Annotated in this window: 18 protein-coding genes; 11 read left to right on the top strand and 7 right to left on the bottom strand. The window is 42.1% G+C overall.

Annotation, left to right across the window (positions count from 1 at the left end; genetic code table 11):
* Nucleotides 1–23: 23 nt before the first annotated feature.
* The 4 genes from G564_RS0115285 to G564_RS0115270 form a co-directional block, all read right to left on the bottom strand.
* Nucleotides 24–3,476: a pyruvate carboxylase gene (locus G564_RS0115285; protein WP_029038428.1), complete on the bottom strand. Its 3,453-nt coding sequence runs from the start codon at nt 3,474–3,476 to the stop codon at nt 24–26.
* A 149-nt stretch (nt 3,477–3,625) separates the two neighbouring features.
* Nucleotides 3,626–4,387, bottom strand: a complete 762-nt coding sequence (yaaA, locus tag G564_RS0115280; RefSeq protein ID WP_029038427.1) for a peroxide stress protein YaaA — start codon at nt 4,385–4,387, stop codon at nt 3,626–3,628.
* 113 nt (nt 4,388–4,500) lie between these two features.
* Nucleotides 4,501–5,556 (bottom strand): RluA family pseudouridine synthase, encoded by a 1,056-nt coding sequence (locus G564_RS0115275; RefSeq protein WP_029038426.1) that lies wholly within the window; start codon nt 5,554–5,556, stop codon nt 4,501–4,503.
* The gene (locus tag G564_RS0115270; protein WP_029038425.1) at nt 5,546–6,187 is read right to left on the bottom strand and encodes a PASTA domain-containing protein; all 642 of its coding nucleotides are present in this window, start codon (nt 6,185–6,187) and stop codon (nt 5,546–5,548) included. Before G564_RS0115270 ends, G564_RS0115275 begins: the two co-directional genes overlap by 11 nt.
* Nucleotides 6,188–6,289: 102 nt before the next feature.
* Here G564_RS0115270 and G564_RS0115265 point away from each other — a divergent pair, with 102 nt between their 5' ends.
* Both G564_RS0115265 and coaD read left to right on the top strand, forming a co-directional pair.
* Complete coding sequence (locus G564_RS0115265; protein ID WP_029038424.1) at nt 6,290–7,264, top strand: D-alanine--D-alanine ligase; 975 nt, start codon at nt 6,290–6,292, stop codon at nt 7,262–7,264.
* A 92-nt stretch (nt 7,265–7,356) separates the two neighbouring features.
* Nucleotides 7,357–7,809: a pantetheine-phosphate adenylyltransferase gene (gene coaD / locus G564_RS0115260; protein WP_029038423.1), complete on the top strand. Its 453-nt coding sequence runs from the start codon at nt 7,357–7,359 to the stop codon at nt 7,807–7,809.
* A 589-nt stretch (nt 7,810–8,398) separates the two neighbouring features.
* Here coaD and G564_RS0115255 read toward each other — a convergent pair.
* Nucleotides 8,399–10,687, bottom strand: coding sequence for a TonB-dependent receptor (locus G564_RS0115255; protein WP_051205534.1), 2,289 nt, complete (start codon nt 10,685–10,687; stop codon nt 8,399–8,401).
* Between the two features lie 186 nt (nt 10,688–10,873).
* Between G564_RS0115255 and G564_RS0115250 the strand changes: the two genes are divergently transcribed.
* Complete coding sequence (locus tag G564_RS0115250; protein WP_029038421.1) at nt 10,874–12,625, top strand: M14 family metallopeptidase; 1,752 nt, start codon at nt 10,874–10,876, stop codon at nt 12,623–12,625.
* Here G564_RS0115250 and G564_RS0115245 read toward each other — a convergent pair.
* Nucleotides 12,587–13,216 (bottom strand): NUDIX hydrolase, encoded by a 630-nt coding sequence (locus tag G564_RS0115245; protein ID WP_029038420.1) that lies wholly within the window; start codon nt 13,214–13,216, stop codon nt 12,587–12,589. The two genes, G564_RS0115250 and G564_RS0115245, sit on opposite strands and share 39 nt — an antisense overlap.
* Nucleotides 13,217–13,223: 7 nt before the next feature.
* Between G564_RS0115245 and pyrE the strand changes: the two genes are divergently transcribed.
* Nucleotides 13,224–13,865 (top strand): orotate phosphoribosyltransferase, encoded by a 642-nt coding sequence (pyrE, locus tag G564_RS0115240; RefSeq protein ID WP_029038419.1) that lies wholly within the window; start codon nt 13,224–13,226, stop codon nt 13,863–13,865.
* Nucleotides 13,866–13,867: 2 nt separating this feature from the next.
* Nucleotides 13,868–14,260 carry an SRPBCC family protein gene (locus tag G564_RS0115235; protein ID WP_029038418.1) on the top strand — a complete coding sequence of 131 codons (393 nt, stop codon included), beginning with the start codon at nt 13,868–13,870 and terminating at the stop codon, nt 14,258–14,260.
* Here the strand turns inward: G564_RS0115235 and G564_RS0115230 are convergent.
* A complete protein-coding gene (locus tag G564_RS0115230; RefSeq protein ID WP_029038417.1) occupies nt 14,257–14,985 on the bottom strand; it encodes a biotin--[acetyl-CoA-carboxylase] ligase in 729 nt (242 codons plus the stop codon). The genes G564_RS0115235 and G564_RS0115230 overlap by 4 nt on opposite strands.
* Nucleotides 14,986–15,080: 95 nt before the next feature.
* On the opposite strand from G564_RS0115230, the gene rsfS reads away from it, so the two are divergent.
* From rsfS to G564_RS0115195, 6 genes are all read left to right on the top strand, one after another.
* Nucleotides 15,081–15,452: a ribosome silencing factor gene (rsfS, locus tag G564_RS0115220; protein WP_029038416.1), complete on the top strand. Its 372-nt coding sequence runs from the start codon at nt 15,081–15,083 to the stop codon at nt 15,450–15,452.
* A 17-nt stretch (nt 15,453–15,469) separates the two neighbouring features.
* On the top strand, nt 15,470–17,521 hold the full coding sequence (gene ftsH / locus G564_RS0115215) for an ATP-dependent zinc metalloprotease FtsH (protein ID WP_029038415.1): 2,052 nt from the start codon (nt 15,470–15,472) through the stop codon (nt 17,519–17,521).
* A gap of 99 nt (nt 17,522–17,620) precedes the next feature.
* Nucleotides 17,621–18,232, top strand: coding sequence for an LUD domain-containing protein (locus G564_RS0115210; RefSeq protein ID WP_029038414.1), 612 nt, complete (start codon nt 17,621–17,623; stop codon nt 18,230–18,232).
* A gap of 1 nt (nt 18,233) precedes the next feature.
* Nucleotides 18,234–19,037 (top strand): phosphatidate cytidylyltransferase, encoded by an 804-nt coding sequence (locus G564_RS0115205; protein WP_029038413.1) that lies wholly within the window; start codon nt 18,234–18,236, stop codon nt 19,035–19,037.
* Nucleotides 19,027–19,680, top strand: coding sequence for a phosphatidylserine decarboxylase family protein (locus tag G564_RS0115200; RefSeq protein WP_029038412.1), 654 nt, complete (start codon nt 19,027–19,029; stop codon nt 19,678–19,680). The genes G564_RS0115205 and G564_RS0115200 overlap by 11 nt, the downstream gene beginning before the upstream one ends.
* A 9-nt stretch (nt 19,681–19,689) precedes the next feature.
* Nucleotides 19,690–19,956 carry an acyl-CoA-binding protein gene (locus tag G564_RS0115195; RefSeq protein WP_029038411.1) on the top strand — a complete coding sequence of 89 codons (267 nt, stop codon included), beginning with the start codon at nt 19,690–19,692 and terminating at the stop codon, nt 19,954–19,956.
* Nucleotides 19,957–20,149 lie beyond the last annotated feature (193 nt).

The raw sequence follows: 20,149 nt of genomic DNA, 5'->3' as shown, positions 1-20,149 counted from the left end.
TTCTCAATACTCAATACTCAATACTATTTTAAGACAATCACCAAATCATCCGCATACACCATATCTCCTTCTTTCAGGACGATCTTGTCGACTTCTCCTTCGGAATTGGCGGTGATGGTCGTTTCCATCTTCATAGCTTCGATCACGAACAGCGGCTGATTCTTCTCTACTTTATCTCCGGGCTTTACCTGGATATTTGAAAGTGCTCCCTGTAATGGTGCTCCAATTTGTTTTTTATCATCCTTTTCTACTTTCTGATGCACGACTTTCTCCACTTTGACCGATTGATCCTTGACTTCTACCGCCCGTGTTTGACCGTTGACTTTAAAGAAGATCCGGGCCATTCCGTCGTCATTGGTTTCCCCGACAGAAAGGAATTCGATCAATAATGTTTTTCCGCGGTCAAGTTCCACGATGATCTCTTCTCCACGTTCCATTCCGTAGAAGAAATTCTTCGTTGGCACATTCATCACGCTGCCAAATTCCATGTGGTGGTTGTAGGCGTCTGTAAAAACCTTTGGATAGAGCTTATAGGATAGGAAATCTGTGATCTCCACATCTCTGCCCATTCCTTCTTCAAAGGTCTCTTTAAATTCTTCAAACTCCTTTTCAAAATCAATAGGCTCCAGGTGTGCATTGGGTCGTTCAGTATAAGGCTTTTCATCCTTTAGTACGATCTTCTGGATCTTTTCGGGGAAGCCACCATAAGGTTGCCCCAGGTCTCCCCTGAAGAAACTCTTAACCGATTGCGGGAAAGAGATCTCATCTCCTTTCTCCAGCACATCTTCTATGGAAAGATTATTACTCACTAAATATTGCGCCATGTCACCAACAACCTTTGAACTTGGGGTCACCTTTATAATGTCTCCAAAAAGATCATTTACCTTGCTGTACATTTCGGTGATCTCGTGGAAACGATCGGCCAGGCCGAGGCTTTCTGCCTGAGGTTTCAGGTTGGAATACTGTCCCCCCGGAATTTCATGCTTATACACCTCTCCTGATCCTGCTTTTAATCCGGATTCAAAAGGATAATAATACCTGCGGACTGCCTCCCAGTACTGCGAGTACTCATTCAGTTTATCTGTGTTGAATTCCCTTCCGCGGTCATGGAACCTCAGCATTTCTACTATAGAGTTGAAATTTGGCTGCGAAGTTAATCCTGATAGTCCGCCCAAAGCCACATCTATTACATCCACCCCGGCTTCCACAGCTTTAAGATAGGTCGCAGCCTGAATGGAAGAAGTGTCATGAGTATGCAGGTGCAAAGGAATATTGATCCTTGATTTAAGCGCCGAAACCAGCTCATAGGCTGCATCGGGTTTCAGAATTCCGGCCATATCTTTGATTCCAATAATATGAGCACCGGCATTTTCGATATCTTTTCCTAACTGGACATAGTATTCCAGGTTGTACTTTGATTCTTTAGGATCCATGAGATCCCCGGTATAGCAAATAGTACCTTCGGCCAAGCCATTGGTACGCTTTCTCACATGTTCAATACAAGGGGCGATGGATTCCATCCAGTTCAAACTGTCAAAGATCCTGAACACGTCAATCCCGTTCTCCCAGGATTGTTCTACAAATTTCTCAATGAGATTATCAGGATAGGCAGTATAGCCAACTCCATTAGAGCCGCGTAACAACATCTGCATAAGGATGTTCGGCATCGCGGCTCTTAATCTTTGCAGCCGTTCCCAGGGGTTCTCCTTTAAGAAGCGCATACAAACATCAAAGGTCGCACCTCCCCAAACTTCCATACTAAAGACTTCCGGATGGTTTCTGGCGAAACCTTCGGCTACTTTTTCCATGTCGTAGGTTCTCATCCGGGTTGCCAGCAAACTCTGGTGCGCATCCCGCATCGTGGTATCAGTAAAATGTACTTTTCTCTCATGAAGCAACCAGCGGGAGAATTTTTCGGGACCATATTCTGTCAGCAGATCTTTTGTACCCTTGGGATACCCGTTCCCTGACTCAAAGGAGGGAATGACAGGTTTTATAAACTGCTTATTCGGTTCGGGGTTTTTCACATCCTCGTTTCCGTTGATGATGACATCTCCAAGGAATTTCACCATTTTAGTCGCCCTGTTCCGCGTCTTCCTGATCTTGAATAAGTCCGGATTGTCTTTAATGAAGTTCACTGTCACCTCTCCTTTACGGAAGGTAGGATGAGCCAGAATATTATCGAGGAATCCCATATTAGTCATTACTCCCCTAATTCTGAACTCGGCCAGCGCCCTTCGCATTTTTCTACAGGCACCGTCCAAAGTTCTGCTGCTGGCAGAAACCTTTACAAGCATGGAATCGAAAAACGGAGAAACCTTTACACCCTGATAAATACTACCGGCATCAAGACGGATCCCAAAGCCTGAAGCACTTCGGTAAGTAGTGATGGTTCCGTAATCGGGTTTAAAATCGTTCGTGGGATCTTCAGTTGTAATTCTGCATTGTAAAGCGTATCCATTGGTCTTTATCGCTTCCTGACTTTCAATTTTGATCTGTTTGTCTGAAAGTTTATATCCGCCGGCAATAAATATCTGTGCCTTTACCAGGTCAATGTTGGTGATGATCTCGGTTACCGTATGCTCCACCTGAATCCGCGGATTCACCTCTATAAAAAAGATTTCTCCGCTTTTATCTACAAGGAATTCTACAGTACCGATGTTGTTATAATCTACTGCCTTACAAAGTTTGACGGCATATTTGTAAAGGTTGTTCTTTATATCTTCAGCAAGATCCTGGGAAGGTGCAAATTCAATTACCTTTTGATAACGCCGCTGTACAGAGCAATCGCGTTCAAAGAGGTGCACAAGATTTCCGTGGTTGTCCCCCACGATCTGTATCTCAATATGTTTCGGATCTTCAACGAATTTTTCCAGGAAGACGGTGTCATCACCAAAAGCATTCTTTGCTTCCCGCCGGGATTCATTGAAGCCACTCTTTAGATCATCCTCTGTTCTTATTACCCGCATTCCACGGCCTCCTCCACCCGAAGCTGCCTTCAGCATAACCGGATATCCTATTTTTTCGGCTTCTTCAAGAGCAATTTCTACCGAGGTCAGATCCTTCTCATTACTGCGTATCACCGGAATATCATTTTTCACAGCGACCTCTTTGGCTCTCACCTTATCTCCTAAAGACTTAAGAACTGAAACTTTTGGGCCAATAAAGATGATCCCGTTATCCTCACATTCCTGTGCGAACTGTGCATTTTCAGAAAGAAAACCATAACCGGGATGTATTGCATCAACACCGTTCTCCTTTGCCAGTTTTACAATAGCTTTTATATCCAAATAAGGTTTTAGGGGCTCCTTATCATCGCCAATCTGATAAGATTCGTCGGCTTTATATCGGTGGAGGGAATATCGATCTTCAAAAGTGTAGATTCCTACCGTTCTTAGTCCGATCTCTGTACAGGCCCTAAAGATCCTGATTGCGATTTCCCCTCTGTTTGCGACTAAAACCTTTTTTATTTTCATTGCTGAAGCTTCTTTTTAAATTAATGCTTTGAAATAGAGCACCTTCAAAAATGACAATTTTGGAGGCCCTCCTTTTTTCAGAAATTAAAAAGAAAAAAGCGGTGAGACACCGCTTTTTTAAATACTTTAACAATAAACTGCTGCTGAAGCTATCTCGTAAAAACCAGTTCATTTTTCTTCTTGCTTTCTTCAGCCGCATAGCGATAGCCATCGTAATCGAATCCTTTAAGATCTTCCAGGGTTTTGGCTTCTGTATCTATGATATATCTCACCATTGATCCGCGGGCTTTCTTGGCAAAAAAGCTGATGATCTTAAGTTTTCCGTTCTTGAAGTCTTTGAATACCGGGGTGATCACCGGCACCTTCAGTTTATCTGTATCTACAGCTTTAAAATACTCCTGACTCGCCAGATTTACGAAGAGTTCACCATCTTTTAATTCATCGTTAAGGAATGAAGTTATTTTTTCCTGCCATAATTCATAAAGATTCTTTTTGCGTCCCACAGCCAATGATGTTCCCATTTCCAGGCGGTACGGCTGCATAAGATCCAGAGGTCTCAGGATCCCATAATATCCGGAAAGGATCCGCAACGTATTCTGCATAAAATCAATTTTTTCAGCAGGAATGCTGTAGGCGTCAAGCCCGGTATAAACATCTCCGGCAAAAGCATAGGCCGCAGGACGGGAATTTTCTTTGTCGTGTTCTTCTGTGAATTCCTGGTAACGGCTGTGATTGAGATCGGCCAGTTTATCACTTATATCCATTAGCTCCATGAGCTCTTTTTTTGACATACGTGCCAATTTCCTGTTGATGGTAGCCGTAGTTTCTATAAAGGAAGGCTGGGTGCCGCGAGTGGTAGGTAGTTTAGTTTCGTAGTCGAGGGTTTTCGCAGGGGAGACAACAATTTTCATATTATAATTTTTCCGGAGGAATGATTTTTTAATTTACCCCACTAAAATATTAAATCCCGACGGGATTTCCTGCCGGGATTCTTCTTTCCTGTTGATAATACTATTGAAAATGCTTATTCGTCGATGAATTCCTTTTGATTCTTTGCATAATTCCTCCAGCGTTCAATACATTGTTGCATATCGTCCGGGACAGGAGTATCAAAGCTCAGCCACTCTCCCGTAACGGGATGCTTGAAGCCAAGAGTTTTTGCGTGAAGGGCCTGTCGTGGTAAAACTTTGAAGCAGTTATCGACAAATTGCTTGTATTTGGTAAAGGTTGTGCCCTTTAAGATCTTATCTCCGCCATAGCGTTCATCATTGAAGAGCGTATGACCAATGTGTTTCAAATGCACCCTGATCTGATGTGTACGCCCGGTCTCAAGTTTACAGGAAACAAGCGTCACATAGCCAAGTCTTTCAAGTACTTTAAAATGTGTTACTGCAGGCTTGCCTTTATCTTCATCCTCTCCCTGATAAACTGTGTTTTGCAATCTGTTCTTGGGATGACGACCAATATTACCTTCAATGGTACCTTCGTCTTCTTCCACATTACCCCATACCAGCGCCACATATTCACGTTCACTGCTCTTGTCAAAAAACTGTTTGGCCAGTTTCGTCATCGCCTGCTCTGTTTTGGCAATCACCAGAAGTCCGCTGGTATCCTTATCGATCCGGTGAACGAGTCCGGGTCTTTCATCTGAATTCTGTGGAAGATTGTCAAAATGGTAGACCAGTGCATTGATCAAAGTGCCGCTATAGTTTCCATGACCGGGATGCACCACCATTCCGGCAGGTTTATTCACCACCAGCAGTGCCTCATCTTCATAAACTATGTCCAGCGGAATATCCTCCGGGGTCAGTAGAAATTCGTAAGGTGGATGTTCAAACAGCACCTGCACCACATCACCCGGCTTTACCTTGTAATTGGATTTGACAGGAACCTCATTAACATGAATGTTTCCTTCTTTGGCAGCCGTCTGAATCTTATTTCGGGTAGCTTTTTCGATATAGTTCATAAGGAACTTATCAACCCGCAGCGGCTGCTGACCTTTGTCTGCTACAAACCTGTGGTGTTCATACAGTTCATCATCGTTATCTTCGGGTTCAGGGCTTGTATTATCAGAAATCATATTCTTCGTCTTCCAGGTCGTTCAAAATTTGATTTTCAGCAGTATTCCTCTGCTCTTCCTCTTCCTCCATGCCATATCTTCCGGAGCCATCTCCCAGTACAAGATCGATCTTTGAAGTCTTCATAAGTTTCATCCCAGGTTCTACAAGCTTACCTTCATGACGCATTTCCAGCACCACATCTTTGGCTACATCCGGTTTATAGGAAACAGTTCCTATTTCAAAACCAAGGGAGCGCAAAGTGGGTTCCACCTGTCTTCTGGTCCTGCGGATAAGGTTCTCAGGAATCTCCACTTTTGTAAATCCTGAAGGATTGATCGTAAGGTAGATCTTTCTGTTTTCCTTTACCTGCTTCCCCGGAAGCGGCACCTGATCAATAACAGAGTAAGGAGGATAATCGGGATTATAATTTGCCGAATCCAGGATCTCCCTGCGAAGATCCAGTTCCTCCAGCTCCAAATCCACCCGGTCCAGTGACATGCGGGCAAGATTGGGAACTGTGATCCTTTGATCCTGATTGGTGGAGAAATCCAGCCATTTTAAAATGACGAAAGCGATCAAAACGAGCGCCAGTACAGCTAAAACCAACTGAATTAAAAAGGTTTTACTGAAGAGGAATTTGAAAAAACTCATAGTTTAAATTAAAAAACAAAGATATAAAAACAGGTGGTCTTGCAGACATTCATTTAATAGTCGCTACTTTTGTTAACGTAAAAAACCGGGCCATATTTAATTATGAAGAAAAATGTAGCCATAGCCATGGGCGGCTTTTCCAGTGAGTATCGCATCTCCATTAACAGCGGAAACGTAGTATATAAAAACCTTGATCGCAGCAAATACAATCCCTACCGGGTGCATATTCTGCAAAAAGAATGGTTTGTAATTGGTGAAAATGATATGCCTTACCCAATAAACCGAAGCGATTTTACGGTTAATATCGGTGGAAAACGTATCACTTTCGATTGTGTTTTTAACACCATCCACGGAACTCCCGGAGAAAACGGACTGCTACAGGCCTACCTGGAACTGTTGGGCATTCCTCAAACCTCCTGCGATTTCTACCAATCGGCACTTACTTTTAATAAAAGAGACCTCATCAGCGTTTTGCGACCCTACGGAGTTAAAACTGCAGTGAATTATTTTGTAGATAAAGGCGATGAAATCGATCCCGATGATGTGGTTAATAAAGTGGGGCTTCCATGTTTTGTAAAAGCCAATAAAGCCGGAAGCAGCTTTGGAATTACAAAGGTAAAAACCCGGGAGGATATTATTCCCGCCACCAAATTTGCCTTTAAGGAAGATGATGAGATCATCATTGAATCTTTTCTCGATGGCACTGAGGTTTCTGTTGGTGTGATCACCCACAACGGAAAGATCACAGCCCTTCCTGTCACCGAAATTGTTTCTGAAAATGAGTTTTTTGACTATGAAGCCAAATACCTCGGAAAGTCGGAAGAGATCACTCCCGCCAGAATTTCTGAAGAGCAGACAAAACAGGTACAGGAGATCGCTGAATTGATTTACCGGAAGCTGAAAATGAAAGGATTCTCGAGATCAGAATTTATTTTCCATAATAATGAACCGCATTTTATAGAAATGAATACCAATCCGGGGCTTAGCGAGGCCAGTATTTTACCTCAACAGGCACAGGCAGCAGGGATATCTCTTGAAGAACTTTTCGGGAGCGCCATTGAGACTGCTCTGGACTAAATTTAAGAGGAAAGTGGAGAGAGGAAAAAGGAAATAAAAATCCTAAAATTTTTAATTGTAAGAATTTTCTATTTTAGAGTAAATATTCAGCAATGAAAAAAGTCGTTTTTCCGGGGTCTTTTGATCCAATTACATTGGGACATACAGACATTATCGACCGCGCCTTACCTCTGTTTGATCAGATCATACTGGCTATAGGAACCAATTCTGACAAGAAATATATGTTTTCCCTGGAACAACGCCTTCATTTTCTTGAGGAGATCTATAAAGCAGAACCTAAAGTCAGGGTGATGACCTACACCGGATTAACAGTAGATTTCTGCAAAGAACAGAATGCCGGCTTTATTCTCCGAGGTCTTCGAAACGCTATTGACCTGGAATACGAGAAAACCATAGGTCAGACAAATTTCAAAATGAGCGGGGTGGATACCATCTTCTTCGTCACTTCCTCCGGAAAAAGCCATATTTCTTCAACCGTAGTGCGGGATGTAATCCGCCATGGCGGGAAATATGAGTTCATGGTGCCCGATGTGGTTAGGAAGTAGGTATTAGTTAATTGGGGATTGGTTAATTGGTTAATTCGGGAATCGGGAATCGTTAAATCGGGATTCGGGATTGGGGATTCGGAAGAAATAGCCACAGATACACGGATATTGCGTGAAATAAAAGCAGAGGAATATTTTCTCGCAAGGCCGCAAAGATTTCGCAAAGGCTACGAAAAATTTTTCTGTTCATTGTTATATGATCATTGGAAATTGAAAAAAAAGCCACGGATACACTGATATTTTTTCTGATCGTTAACCAATCCCAGACCTGCAAGGTTTTAAAAACCTTGTAGGTCTTGTTTCCTTCAAACCTGCAAGGTCCAAAAAAGACCTTGCAGGTTAATTTTGAGGTAAAGAAATCTTAAACAAACAACCACTGTCAGGGCTGCAAGCCGCTGACAGGGTTAAATCATATCAAATTTGTGCTGTGTTTACAAAAACATCCGAGTATCCAAGGTTAAAAAGGAAACCTACAAGGTCTGGAAAAAGACCTTGCAGGTTAGCTCCGTATTTTGATTTGGCCCACCTCCGCTGAAGCTTCGGTGGGTAAAAATTTGCTGCTTGGTGCTTGGTGCTTGGTGCTTGGTGCTTAAAACTGATAATTCACAGCTAGTCCCGCAAACCAATTCCTTGGCATTCCGGGATAAAAATATCTTGGTGCGGCACCACCAAAGCCTACCGCATTCGGGATTACCGAAGCTGCATAATTTTCATCAAACACATTATTGAGTCCGGCGAAGAGTTCTGTGTTCCAGTTTCGGAAAAATTCAGGAGCCCAGGAGGCTTTCAGGTGAAAGAGGTTATAGCCATCGCGGAATTCAGAGTTGGCATCATTCAGGGGCATTTCCCCTTCATGTTGCCAGGTGGCCCGCAATGAAATTCCGGAAGTGGTAATAAGATCGAGTCCGGCATTGATGGAGCTTTCCGGGACCGCCGGTAAGCGGTTACCGGAGAAATCTTCTTCCTCATCCACAAACTCGTCGAATTTAAAGGAGTTGAAAGCAGCATTTACAAACGACCGGGCGCGAAGACCTGTAAAGACCGGAAAATTGTAGTTGAGCAGGAATTCTATTCCATTATGGTCAGTCTTTCCTGCGTTGCGACCAATGTAGCGGTCTTCGGCCACTCTTTCAGCCACCAAGAGATTTTCCACCTGAATGCTGAAAGCAGCTACCTCGGCATAAAGCCTGTTATTGAGAAAATTCCCTTTGAAACCGATTTCATAATTAACGCCTGTTTCCGGTTCCAGACTGGTGTTGATAAGACCTTCGGGAGTCAGAGTTTCGGCTACAGTTGGCGTAGAAAAGCCATGACTTATGGATGCGTAAAGATTTTTTCCCGGAGTTAGGGAATACACAGCTCCCAATCTTGGTGAAAGTATGGTTTCAAAACGGTAATCGCCCGACTGATCGATCTCATCTTCAGCGTAAAAATCTGTGAGTTCGTAGGAAGTGGAATTCAGGTTTAATCCGGCTTCAAGACGGAGTTGAGGAAGTATTTGTAAATCGTATTGTGCAAAAATATTGTAGTAATTCCTGTCCTGTTCATTGTTGCTAAGGCTGTTACCGGCTACACTTCCCCGGCCGGGAAAATCCCTGTAAAGATTTTCAAAGGTTGCAGTATCATACCATTCACGATAGATCTCAGCCCCGAAACTCAGCTGTGACTCCAGTTCCAAAAATGGGTTTTTCAGACTAAATTTTGTTCGCCCCCCGCTTGCCACCTGCTCTTCTTTAAGAATATCAAAAGGTCTTGGTTCGTAGCCGTCTCTGAATGTCAGGTGTACACTGGTAACATTCTCAAAAGATGAAGAAAATTTGTGTGCATAGGAAATTCCGAAGAGGCCTTTATCATATGATTCATATCCTTGTGCAGCGGCCCAGGTAAATGCAGCCGAAGAAGGATCATTTTCCAGGGTTTCCCGATTTACTGAACTCGGAATATAGGCCTTTAGGCGCACCAACTGCCCAAAAACATAAAGAGCATTGTTTTCCTCATTTTTGACCTCTCCATAGATTGTAAAGGAGTCGCGGTCATAATTACTGTTGTCCCTCCAGCCGTCACTATGCAGATTATTATAGGTTGCAACAAGATTTGTACTTCCGCTGGCATGAGCAAGCTTAAGATTATTACGGGAAAGCCCATAGCTGCCAAAAGTGGTCTTTGCACCGGCAGTTGTTCCCGGTGCTGCCTGTGCGGGATATAATGTGATGACTCCGCCGAGGCCTGCTCCATAGATACTGGAAACAGGACCTTTGATCACCTCTGCACTCCCAACTATGGCAGGATCAAAATCATCAAGGGTGGTCTCCCCTTCGGCCGAGGAAAGCGGAATTTCCTTGAAATAAGCTTTCACCCGGTTCGTGCTGTACTGAGATCTCGCACCTACTCCGCGTATGCTCATCTTATTGGTGTTGAGCGCTCCCTGATGTACGGTAAGGCCCGGAAGGGTGCTGAAATTCTGCATAATATTTGTTTCATCAAATCTTTCCAGATCTGAGGCTGACAGAACTGAAACGGCTGCCGGAGTTTGCAGCAGCCCCTGGGGGATCATGGTACTGCGGAGTACAACTTCAGAAAGAGAACCTTCAGCCGGAGCCAGATATATTGTCAGATCTTCTTCAGGAGCATTAACCGGTATCACTCTTCGGCCGTAGTCCGGCTTTTCAAAAATGAGGTTAACCGGAAAGTTGTCCGCAGTAAAAGTGAAGTTTCCGGAGGTGTTGGAAAAGGTGATTTCAGACAGTCCTTCCGCAGAGATCTGCACGTTTGTAAGTGGTGCATTGGAAAAAGCATCAAGTATTTTTCCGGAGATGTTTTGAGCTGAAAGATTTCCGAAGAAAAATATTAAGATCAGGAGGGGAAGATTTTTTTTCAATTCAGATGTTTTAAACTTATCAATAAGAGGTGTCAAAAAGGGCATTTTTGAAAGGTATTTCAGGAAATTTTTATGCCGCCACTAAAATAAGTCATATTTTTAATGACCCGAAATATCCTATAAACCTTAAGACTTCTTTAAGCTTTTCAAGTTTTTCTTTATGTTTACGGCTGCTAATAATTCCTTATGAAAAAGATTCTGGTTCTGGCGATCACGGCTATTTGTCTTAGCTCCTGTGATTTTTCCAATTATATTCTGGAGCAGGATTATGATTTTACCACAAGATTTGAAAAATCTGGCGGCACTGAAACCGGCACCTATACCGAAGTTATCGATTTCTATGAAGATCTTGCTGCAGTTTATTCTACCGTAGATCTTCAGATATTTGGAGAGACTGACAGTGGAGAACCGCTGCACCTCATGGTTTACAGCAGAAACAAAAATTTTGATTTTGAAAGCCTTGGTAAAGACCATAGCGTTGTATTGATAATGAACGGGATCCACCCGGGCGAGAGTGACGGCATTGATGCCACGATGATGCTTTTTAGAGACCTGGCGCAGGATTCGATCGTTCTTCCGGAAAATACGGTGATTGCTACCATTCCTATATATAATATAGGAGGAGCGCTTAACCGCAATTCCTTCACCCGTACAAATCAAAACGGTCCCAAAAGCTATGGTTTTAGAGGTAACGCCCGCAATTTTGATCTCAACCGGGATTTCGTGAAAGCCGATACAAAAAATACCCGCACCTTCTACGAACTTTTTCATCACGTAAATCCTGATATTTTTATTGATACTCATGTAAGCAATGGAGCCGACTATCAATATACACTCACCCATTTATTCACACAGCATGACCAGATGGGAGGGCAAATGGGAAGTTACCTTAAAACTGATCTTCGTCCTGCACTTGAAAAAGCTTTACGCAAGAAAAAATGGGATATTACGCCTTATGTAAATGTTTTTGGAGATGTGCCCGAAAAGGGATTTTCGCAGTTCCTGGACATACCGAGATATTCCACAGGTTACACTTCCCTATGGGGCACTCTGGGAATGATGATAGAAACACACATGCTCAAACCCTATGACCAGAGAGTGCGTGGTACTTATGAGATCCTCCGGTCTATGATAGATATTGCCGATGAGGATTCGGAACTTATCAAAAAACTAAGGGCTCAGGATCTCAGGGATTTTCAGGCAAAAAAATCATATGCCTTTGATTTTAAAGTGGACAGCAGCAAAACTTCAACGCTAAAGTTCAAGGGTTATGAAGCTGAAAGAATTCCCAGCGAAGTGACAGGTTTTGACAGGATTAAATATGACACCACAAGACCATTCACCAAAGAAGTCACCTATTATAATAACTTTAAACCTACCAGAGAAGTTGGAATTCCCCAGGGTTATATCATTTCCCAGGCCTGGTGGCCGGTCCTGGAACTCCTGGAAATGAATAAGGTCAATATGGTTCCCTTTGAAAAGGATACTACTATGATGGTGGAAGTTTACCGAATTAAAGACTATAAGACCAGAAACAGGTCATACGAAGGACATTTTCCGCATTCAAACGTGGAGGTAGAATCTTCACAACAAAAGATAAATATTAGAAAAGGAGACTATTTCATTCCGATAAAGCAAAGGGCGGCAAAATATCTAATGGCTACATTGGAACCCCAGGCTCCGGATTCATTTTTCAGCTGGAACTTCTTTGATAGTGTACTTCAGCAAAAAGAAGGTTTTTCTCCTTATGTATTTGAAGATGTTGCGAGGGAGATCCTGGACGATTATCCTGAGATTGAAGAGGAATTTCTGAAATTAAAAGAGAGCGATCGGGAATTTGCATCCAACTGGTATGCACAGCTCGAATGGATCCACAGGAAGAGTGAACATTACGAGAAATCACACTTGAGATATCCCGTTTTTCGAGTGAACAGGTAAGATCTCTTCGGGAAAAAGCAACTTGATATTGGCATAGGATTTTTTCAAGGCTTTCTGCGCCTTTTCCATATCCTTCCATTTCACCTTCTTAATACCTTCCTTTTCCTCGGGAATTAGTTCCCCGTCAAAATCGGTTCTCATTTCATACCAGTAAGTTACCTTGAGGCGATAGCGACCTTTTCGCTGAAATACATGATAAGTTGTTTGAAGGAATTTTGTGATCCTGAGGTTTTTTACACCCGTCTCCTCCTCTACTTCCCGTATTGCACCCGACTCAATACTTTCATTTTTTTCAACTTTACCTTTTGGCAGGTCCCAACGTCCATTTCTATAGATAAAAAGAACTTCATCTTTTCCATTCAAGACCATCCCACCACCGGCGGTGACGACCGGCAGTTTTTTAAAAAGGTGTTTAAGCAACTTTTCTTTTTTCTCATGATAAAGGTTGACGTAGAGCAGCTTCCCTTTATTGATCTTTTTGATAATTCTTTTAAATTTAACTTCCTTTAACGGAATAGATACATATTTCTCACCTAAATCCTTTTTTGTTGAGAGAATAATAGGAATATCATTTACAAAAACTTTATACATTTGCAGTATGATTTTAGATAAGGAAACTGCTCGCAAAACTGCCGAGTTGCTATTGCAAATTAAGGCAATAAAATTAGATGCACAACAAGGCTTTAAATGGGCCAGCGGATGGAACTCCCCTATTTACTGCGATAATCGCATCATTCTTTCCTATCCTCCCATCCGTAATTTTGTACGGGAGCATTTAGCCAGGCAAATAGAACAACTATATGGAAAAGCCGATGTCATTGCCGGTGTGGCCACAGGAGCTATTGGTATTGGAATGCTGGTAGCCGAGTACCTGAGCCTGCCTTTTGCCTATGTACGTCCCGAAGCCAAATCACATGGCCGCCAGAATCAGATAGAAGGTAAAATAGAAGAAGGCCAGACGGTGGTAGTGATCGAAGACCTTATTAGTACCGGAAACAGCAGTCTCAATGCAGTAAAGGCACTTGAGGATGCCAATGTCAATATTAAAGGGATGCTTGCCATCTTCTCCTATGGATTTGACACAGCTACAGAAAACTTTAAAAAGGCGGGAATTGAGCTGCATACCCTTAGCAACTACGAATATTTGCTGGAGGTAGCCCTTAAAACAAATTATATTAACCAGGCGGAGAGTGACCTGCTGCAAAGCTGGCGCAAGGATCCGGCCAACTGGAAAAAATAGCTATGGAATTACAGAGTGATAAAGTAAACGTAAATAAAAGTCAGCAGGAATTATTCAATTTTCTGACCAACGTGGAGAACTATGAACAGATCATGCCCGAAAGCAAAGAGAAGTTCGAAGTTAAATCTGAAGATACCTTCGTTTTTGCGCTAAAAGGTATGCCCGAAATTGCCTTACAGATCAAAGAAACCCGGGAGCCGGAATATATTAAGCTGGGTTCAACATCAGATAAATTTAACTTCTCCCTGGATGTAGAGATCGAGCCGGTAGATGAAAATCATAGTCAGGCACAATTGTTTTTCCACGGAAAGTTCAACACAATGATGGCAATGATGGTCAAAGGACCTTTGAAGAAATTCATTGGCAATCTTTCAGAAAATGTAGCTAAGCTTTAGTAGCAAAGTCTGATTTCCTTAAGATCAAATTCTTTTAATTCTTCTTCATCCTTCACGAGTAACTTTCCTTGCGGAGTCACACCGGTGATCATGCCGGTAAAGAGATCGCCCCGGGGCAATTCAAAGGTTGAAGGAATGTTTCTGCGGAAAAGCAGATCCTGATAGGAGGTTAAAATGTCGTTGGTTTTTTCTTCAGAAAGATCCTGAAAAGCCTTTTCCATATCCTTAAGTATGGTATCAAGCACAAGCCCGGGGTCATATTCCTGTTTGGCAAGCGTTTTCATAGAGCCAGCCTGCGGAAGATTAACAAAGTTTTCCTGGTTGACATTTAATCCGACGCCAATAATAGAGCCGGCTACTTTTCCTTCGGACAGGATATTTTCAATTAGTATTCCGGCTATTTTTTTATTTGCTGACAGAATGTCGTTTGGCCATTTCACCTTTACATTTGGCAGATCAAAATTTTTAAGGCTGTTTACCAGGGATACTGCTACTGCTGCACTAAGGAGAAATTGATGAGATGGGGGAAATTGAGGCTTCGGCAAAAACACACTAAATGTGAGGTTCTTCCCCTCTTCAGCATCCCAAACAGTACCCCGTTGCCCCCTGCCCTGCAACTGCTTTTTGGCCACTATACATGTGAGTGGCAGGTGAGGTTTTTCCCGGTACAATTCTCTGGCAAAGGAATTGGTGGAGTTGATGGCATTAACTTTGATAAGGTGCATACGAGAAGAATAGATAATGCAGGCGTTAAATGTTATGAAAACCAAGGTTCAAAAACCTCAAAAAGTAATAACTTTGCGCAAAGAAAATAAATTTAATGACAAAAAAAGAAGCTAACAACGATATACTTATTGCGCATATAATAAAGGGGATTGAAGAAGTCAAAGGAAACGACATAGAACTTCTGGACCTGCGGGAGATTGAAAATACTGTTTGTGATTACTTTATTATCTGTAACGGAACCTCCAATACACAGGTCAATGCAATAGTAAATTCCATTCAAAAATCCGTTAGCAAATCGTTGAAAGACAAGCCATGGCACATAGAAGGATCTGACAATGCCGAGTGGGTTTTAATGGACTATGTCAACGTGGTAGTTCACGTTTTTCAAAAACATATCAGGGAATTTTACGACATTGAGAGTCTTTGGGGAGATGCAAAATCTACTTCAATAGAGACTAATTATTAAGATTTAAGAAAATATACATGGCCACAGAGCAACCTAAAAATAAAGAACCAAAAAAGCCAAAATTCAGTGCATACTGGATTTACGCTGCCATTATACTCGTATTCCTCGGGATCAACTGGTTTAGTGGAAGCGGGTTTAATGAACCTGCCAAAACCAATCCTGCCGAATTCCTGCAGTTCCTTGAGCAGGGAGATGTTAGTAAAGTAGTGATCGTTAATCGCAATCAGGCAAAGGTTTTCCTTACAGAGGAGGCGAAAGCAAAAGACGTACACCAGAATGCCGTTCAGGACAACATGTTCCCCGGCGGTGAGAATCCGGCTTACATCTTTGAATTTGGTGATCTTCAGAATCTTGAGGATGATATAAGGGAGGTAAAGGCCGAGAATGATCTTGCCACCCCGGTAGTTTTTGAGACACATCAGAATGTTTGGGGTGATGTTTTACTAACTCTGTTACCATTTGTATTGATAATAGGGATATGGATCTTCATAATGCGCCGTATGAGCGGAGGCGCAGGAGGAGGTGCCGGCGGACAAATTTTCAACATCGGTAAATCCAAGGCTAAACTTTTTGATCAAAATACAGATGTAAAAGTTTCTTTTAAAGACGTTGCAGGACTTGAGGGTGCCAAGGAAGAGGTTCAGGAGATCGTGGATTTTCTTAAGAACCCGGATAAATACACCAATCTTGGAGGTAAGATCCCAAAAGGAGCCCTGCTTGTGGGACCTCCGGGAACAGGAAAAACATTACTGGCGAAAGCGGTTGCAGGAGAGGCGAAAGTTCCTTTCTTCTCGCTTTCAGGTTCAGATTTTGTTGAAATGTTCGTGGGAGTTGGAGCTTCCAGGGTTAGAGACTTATTTAAGCAGGCAAAAGAAAAATCTCCGGCTATCATTTTCATTGATGAAATCGACGCCATTGGACGTGCCCGCGGAAAAAGTAATTTTTCAGGCTCAAATGATGAGCGGGAAAACACACTTAACCAGTTGCTGACAGAGATGGATGGTTTTGGTACGAATACCAATGTGATCGTACTTGCTGCAACCAACCGTGCAGACGTTCTTGACAAGGCTCTTATGAGAGCAGGAAGGTTTGACCGACAGATCTATGTCGACCTGCCGGATGTTAGGGAGAGACAGGAAATATTTGAAGTGCATTTGCGTCCTTTGAAAAAAGTGGCAGATGAGCTTGATACAGAATTTATGGCAAAGCAAACCCCGGGATTCTCGGGTGCAGATATTGCCAACGTTTGTAATGAAGCAGCATTGATCGCAGCCCGGAAAGAAAAAACAGCTGTAGGAAAACAGGATTTTCTTGATGCGGTAGATCGTATAGTTGGAGGACTTGAGAAAAAGAACAAGATCATTACTCCCGAAGAGAAACAGGCTATTGCTTTCCACGAAGCAGGACATGCAACCGTTAGCTGGATCCTGGAGCACGCAGCTCCTTTGGTAAAGGTTACAATTGTACCACGTGGACAGTCCCTGGGAGCTGCATGGTATCTTCCGGAGGAAAGACTTATAGTGAGACCGGAACAGATGCTGGATGAGATGTGTGCTGCCCTTGGTGGTCGCGCTGCAGAAAAGGTGGTTTTCAATAAGATCTCCACCGGTGCATTAAGTGATCTTGAAAAGGTTACAAAACAAGCCAGAGCTATGGTGACGGTCTACGGACTTAACGACAAGGTAGGTAACCTTACCTATCATGATTCATCGGGTCAAAGCGAATACAATTTCACCAAGCCTTACAGTGAAAAAACATCTGAACTTATTGACAAAGAGATCTCTAATCTTATTGAAGAACAGTATCAGCGGGCTCTAAGGATTCTTGAAGAAAATAAAGATAAGCTTACCAAGCTTGCCGAAATTCTATTAGAAAAAGAGGTGATCTTCAAAGATAACCTGGAGGAGATCTTCGGAAAAAGACCTTTCAAAAGCCGGGATGAGATCATGAGCGGTAATAGTCAGGAGAAAAAAGTGCCTGCTCAGGAAGAAACCGTAACTGAGAGAACTGTACCCGGTGGGACTACAACTTCAGATGCTCCGGATCAATCCACTTCCGAAGAAAAATAAAATACTTAATTCCCCGTAAAAAATCTTAACTTATATTAATCTGTAAGTTAAGATTTTTTACCTTTGGTTGAAATGCTACCTAGTGTAAACTAAACCTATATGAGTCTATTTAGAAATTTCTTAAACCCTAAATCTAAATCAGACAAAGGTCAGGATAAGGTTGAAAATTCTGACCGTAGCAAGTACATGCCCGATGTTAAGCTCCCTACAGACGAGCGTTTTATGCTCAATTTCAAAAACAATGGCGGCAAATTTCTTTATTGTGAGAGTAATGAGGAGTTGATTGAAGCATTTGAGAACATCATGTTGGAGAATGACTGGTATGAAAAGAAAGCTTGTTGTTTTGATCAAAATTTAAGGGATAAATTTTCTGACCAAAACCTTGAATTCACAACTTCAGGTGAGGCAGAATTCTTTTTGAGCACCTGTGAATATCTTATAGCCAATGATGGTTCTATATTAATTTCCTCAAACCAGATAAAGGAAAAGAAGTTAAAAGAACTTCCCTACAATTTTATCATCCTGGCCTCTACCAGTAAACTGGTCGATATAATAGGCGAAGGTTTAAGAGGAATAAAATTCAAGAATAAAGATCGCATTCCTTCTAATATAACTACCATAAAAAATTTCGAAAACAATAAGGAAGGGGACTTCATGAGTTATGGAAGTAGCACAAAAAACCTATATTTGCTGCTTCTGGAAGATCTATAACATGAAGGAAAACATTATTAGGGGTTTATCGGGGATTATGTACGTTTCTATACTCGTAGTCTCAATATTCTCCTCAGAATTCGCCTTCACTACCTTGTTTTTGTTATTTGGAGTCATCTGCCTCAGGGAATTACAGCGCCTGCTCCACCTTAAAAGTTATCTTGGTTATATCCTGCTTTTTACCCTTTTTTACCTTTTTAGTTATGCCCGCTGGAGCCCTTATGCCACGCTTGTCCTGCTAATGATCACCATCTTTGTCAATCTCTTTCTTGTTAAGGACCTGATGCTGGTAAACAAGATCCCAATATTTGAAAAGAAGAAATATGTAATTATCATATTTTACCTTATTGCTTCCCTGATCTTTCTTACCCTCATCCCCAGCTATACCGGAGATTTTACACCCGAACTCGTTATCGGCATCTTTTCTCTTATTTGGATTAATGATACTTTTGCCTATCTTGTTGGTAAGAACTTTGGGAAGAAAAAGCTCTTCGAACGTATTTCGCCGAAGAAAACTGTGGAAGGATTCCTGGGAGGGCTAATTTTTTCCGGAATTGCCGGATATATTGTGTTTCTTATAACGGGTCTGCTTGAACTGCACACCTGGATAGGAATGGCCATTATTTTAAGCATCTTTGGCACCCTTGGAGATCTTATTCAGTCGAAGTTCAAGCGGCAGGCAGGAGTTAAGGATAGCGGCAGACTAATGCCGGGTCACGGAGGATTGTTTGACAGGTTGGACAGTATAATTTTTGCCAGTCCCTTTGTTTACGCTTATTTGCAAATACTAAACTATGTTTCATAAAGAAGGATATAAAATAATGGGAATTGCAATGATCTTATTGATCGTTGTAAATCTCATAGCACATACTTTTATTTTTGATTATTGGATTAGAGTATCCATTCTTTTAGTTACGATCCTCTTATTCTTTCTTGTAGTCCAGTTCTTTAGGAACCCGAAGAGGAATACCGAACTTAATGATGCTCATGTAGTGGCGCCGGTAGATGGCAAGGTAGTGGTGATCGAAGAAGTTTTTGAAAAAGAATACTTTAAGGATCAGCGTCTCATGGTATCGGTATTCATGTCCCCGATAAATGTTCATGTTACCAGGCACCCTATTGGCGGAGTGGTAAAATACAGCAAATATCATCCGGGAAAATACCTGGTCGCCTGGCACCCTAAGGCCAGCGAAGAGAATGAAAGAACCACTGTAGTGGTCGAGAATGAAATAACCGGAGAAGTACTGTACAGGCAAATTGCCGGCGCTTTAGCAAAGCGTATAGTAAATTATGCAAAAGAAGGTGAAGAAGTTATCCAGGGAAGTGACAGCGGATTCATCAAGTTTGGATCACGGGTAGATGTTTTTCTTCCTGTTGGCACTCCTCTTGAGGTGAAATTAAATCAGAAAGTAAAAGGAGGTATAAGCCTCATTGCTAAAATCTCCTAATTTCCTGAAATGACTCCGGAAGAAACAGACAGGGCATTTGATAAAGCTTATGAAAAAGCCTGTAATACCACCAGGAGATTTCCACCAGATCTCATGCTTAAGCTTTATGCTTATTACAAACAGGCAACCGAACACACCGGAGTATATATACCTTCTGGAGACAATGATATCAAGAATGCTTTCAAATTAAATGCCTTACTCCAGGTAAAAGGCATGAGTGCACAGGAGGCAAAACAAGCTTACATCCAACTTGTAGAAGAGAATATTCCGGACTGAATATAGTGATCAGTGGTCAGTGATCAGTGATCAGGAAGTTAGAAGTACGAAATTAGATTTACGGAGCAAGAACCACATCTAGTAATCGTTGACAGTGGCTGAATATAGACTATCATTTCGAAAGAGCTTTTACAGCGACTGAGAAATCTGCCTCAACTTTTGTATAAAGATCTCTCGTCGTTTCCTTCACTTC

It is taken from the genome of Salinimicrobium xinjiangense DSM 19287, assembly GCF_000423585.1.
Classification (GTDB): Bacteria; Bacteroidota; Bacteroidia; order Flavobacteriales; family Flavobacteriaceae; genus Salinimicrobium; species Salinimicrobium xinjiangense.
The sequence above is the reverse complement of the archived record's forward strand: the minus strand, read 5'-3'. Positions and strand labels throughout refer to the sequence as shown.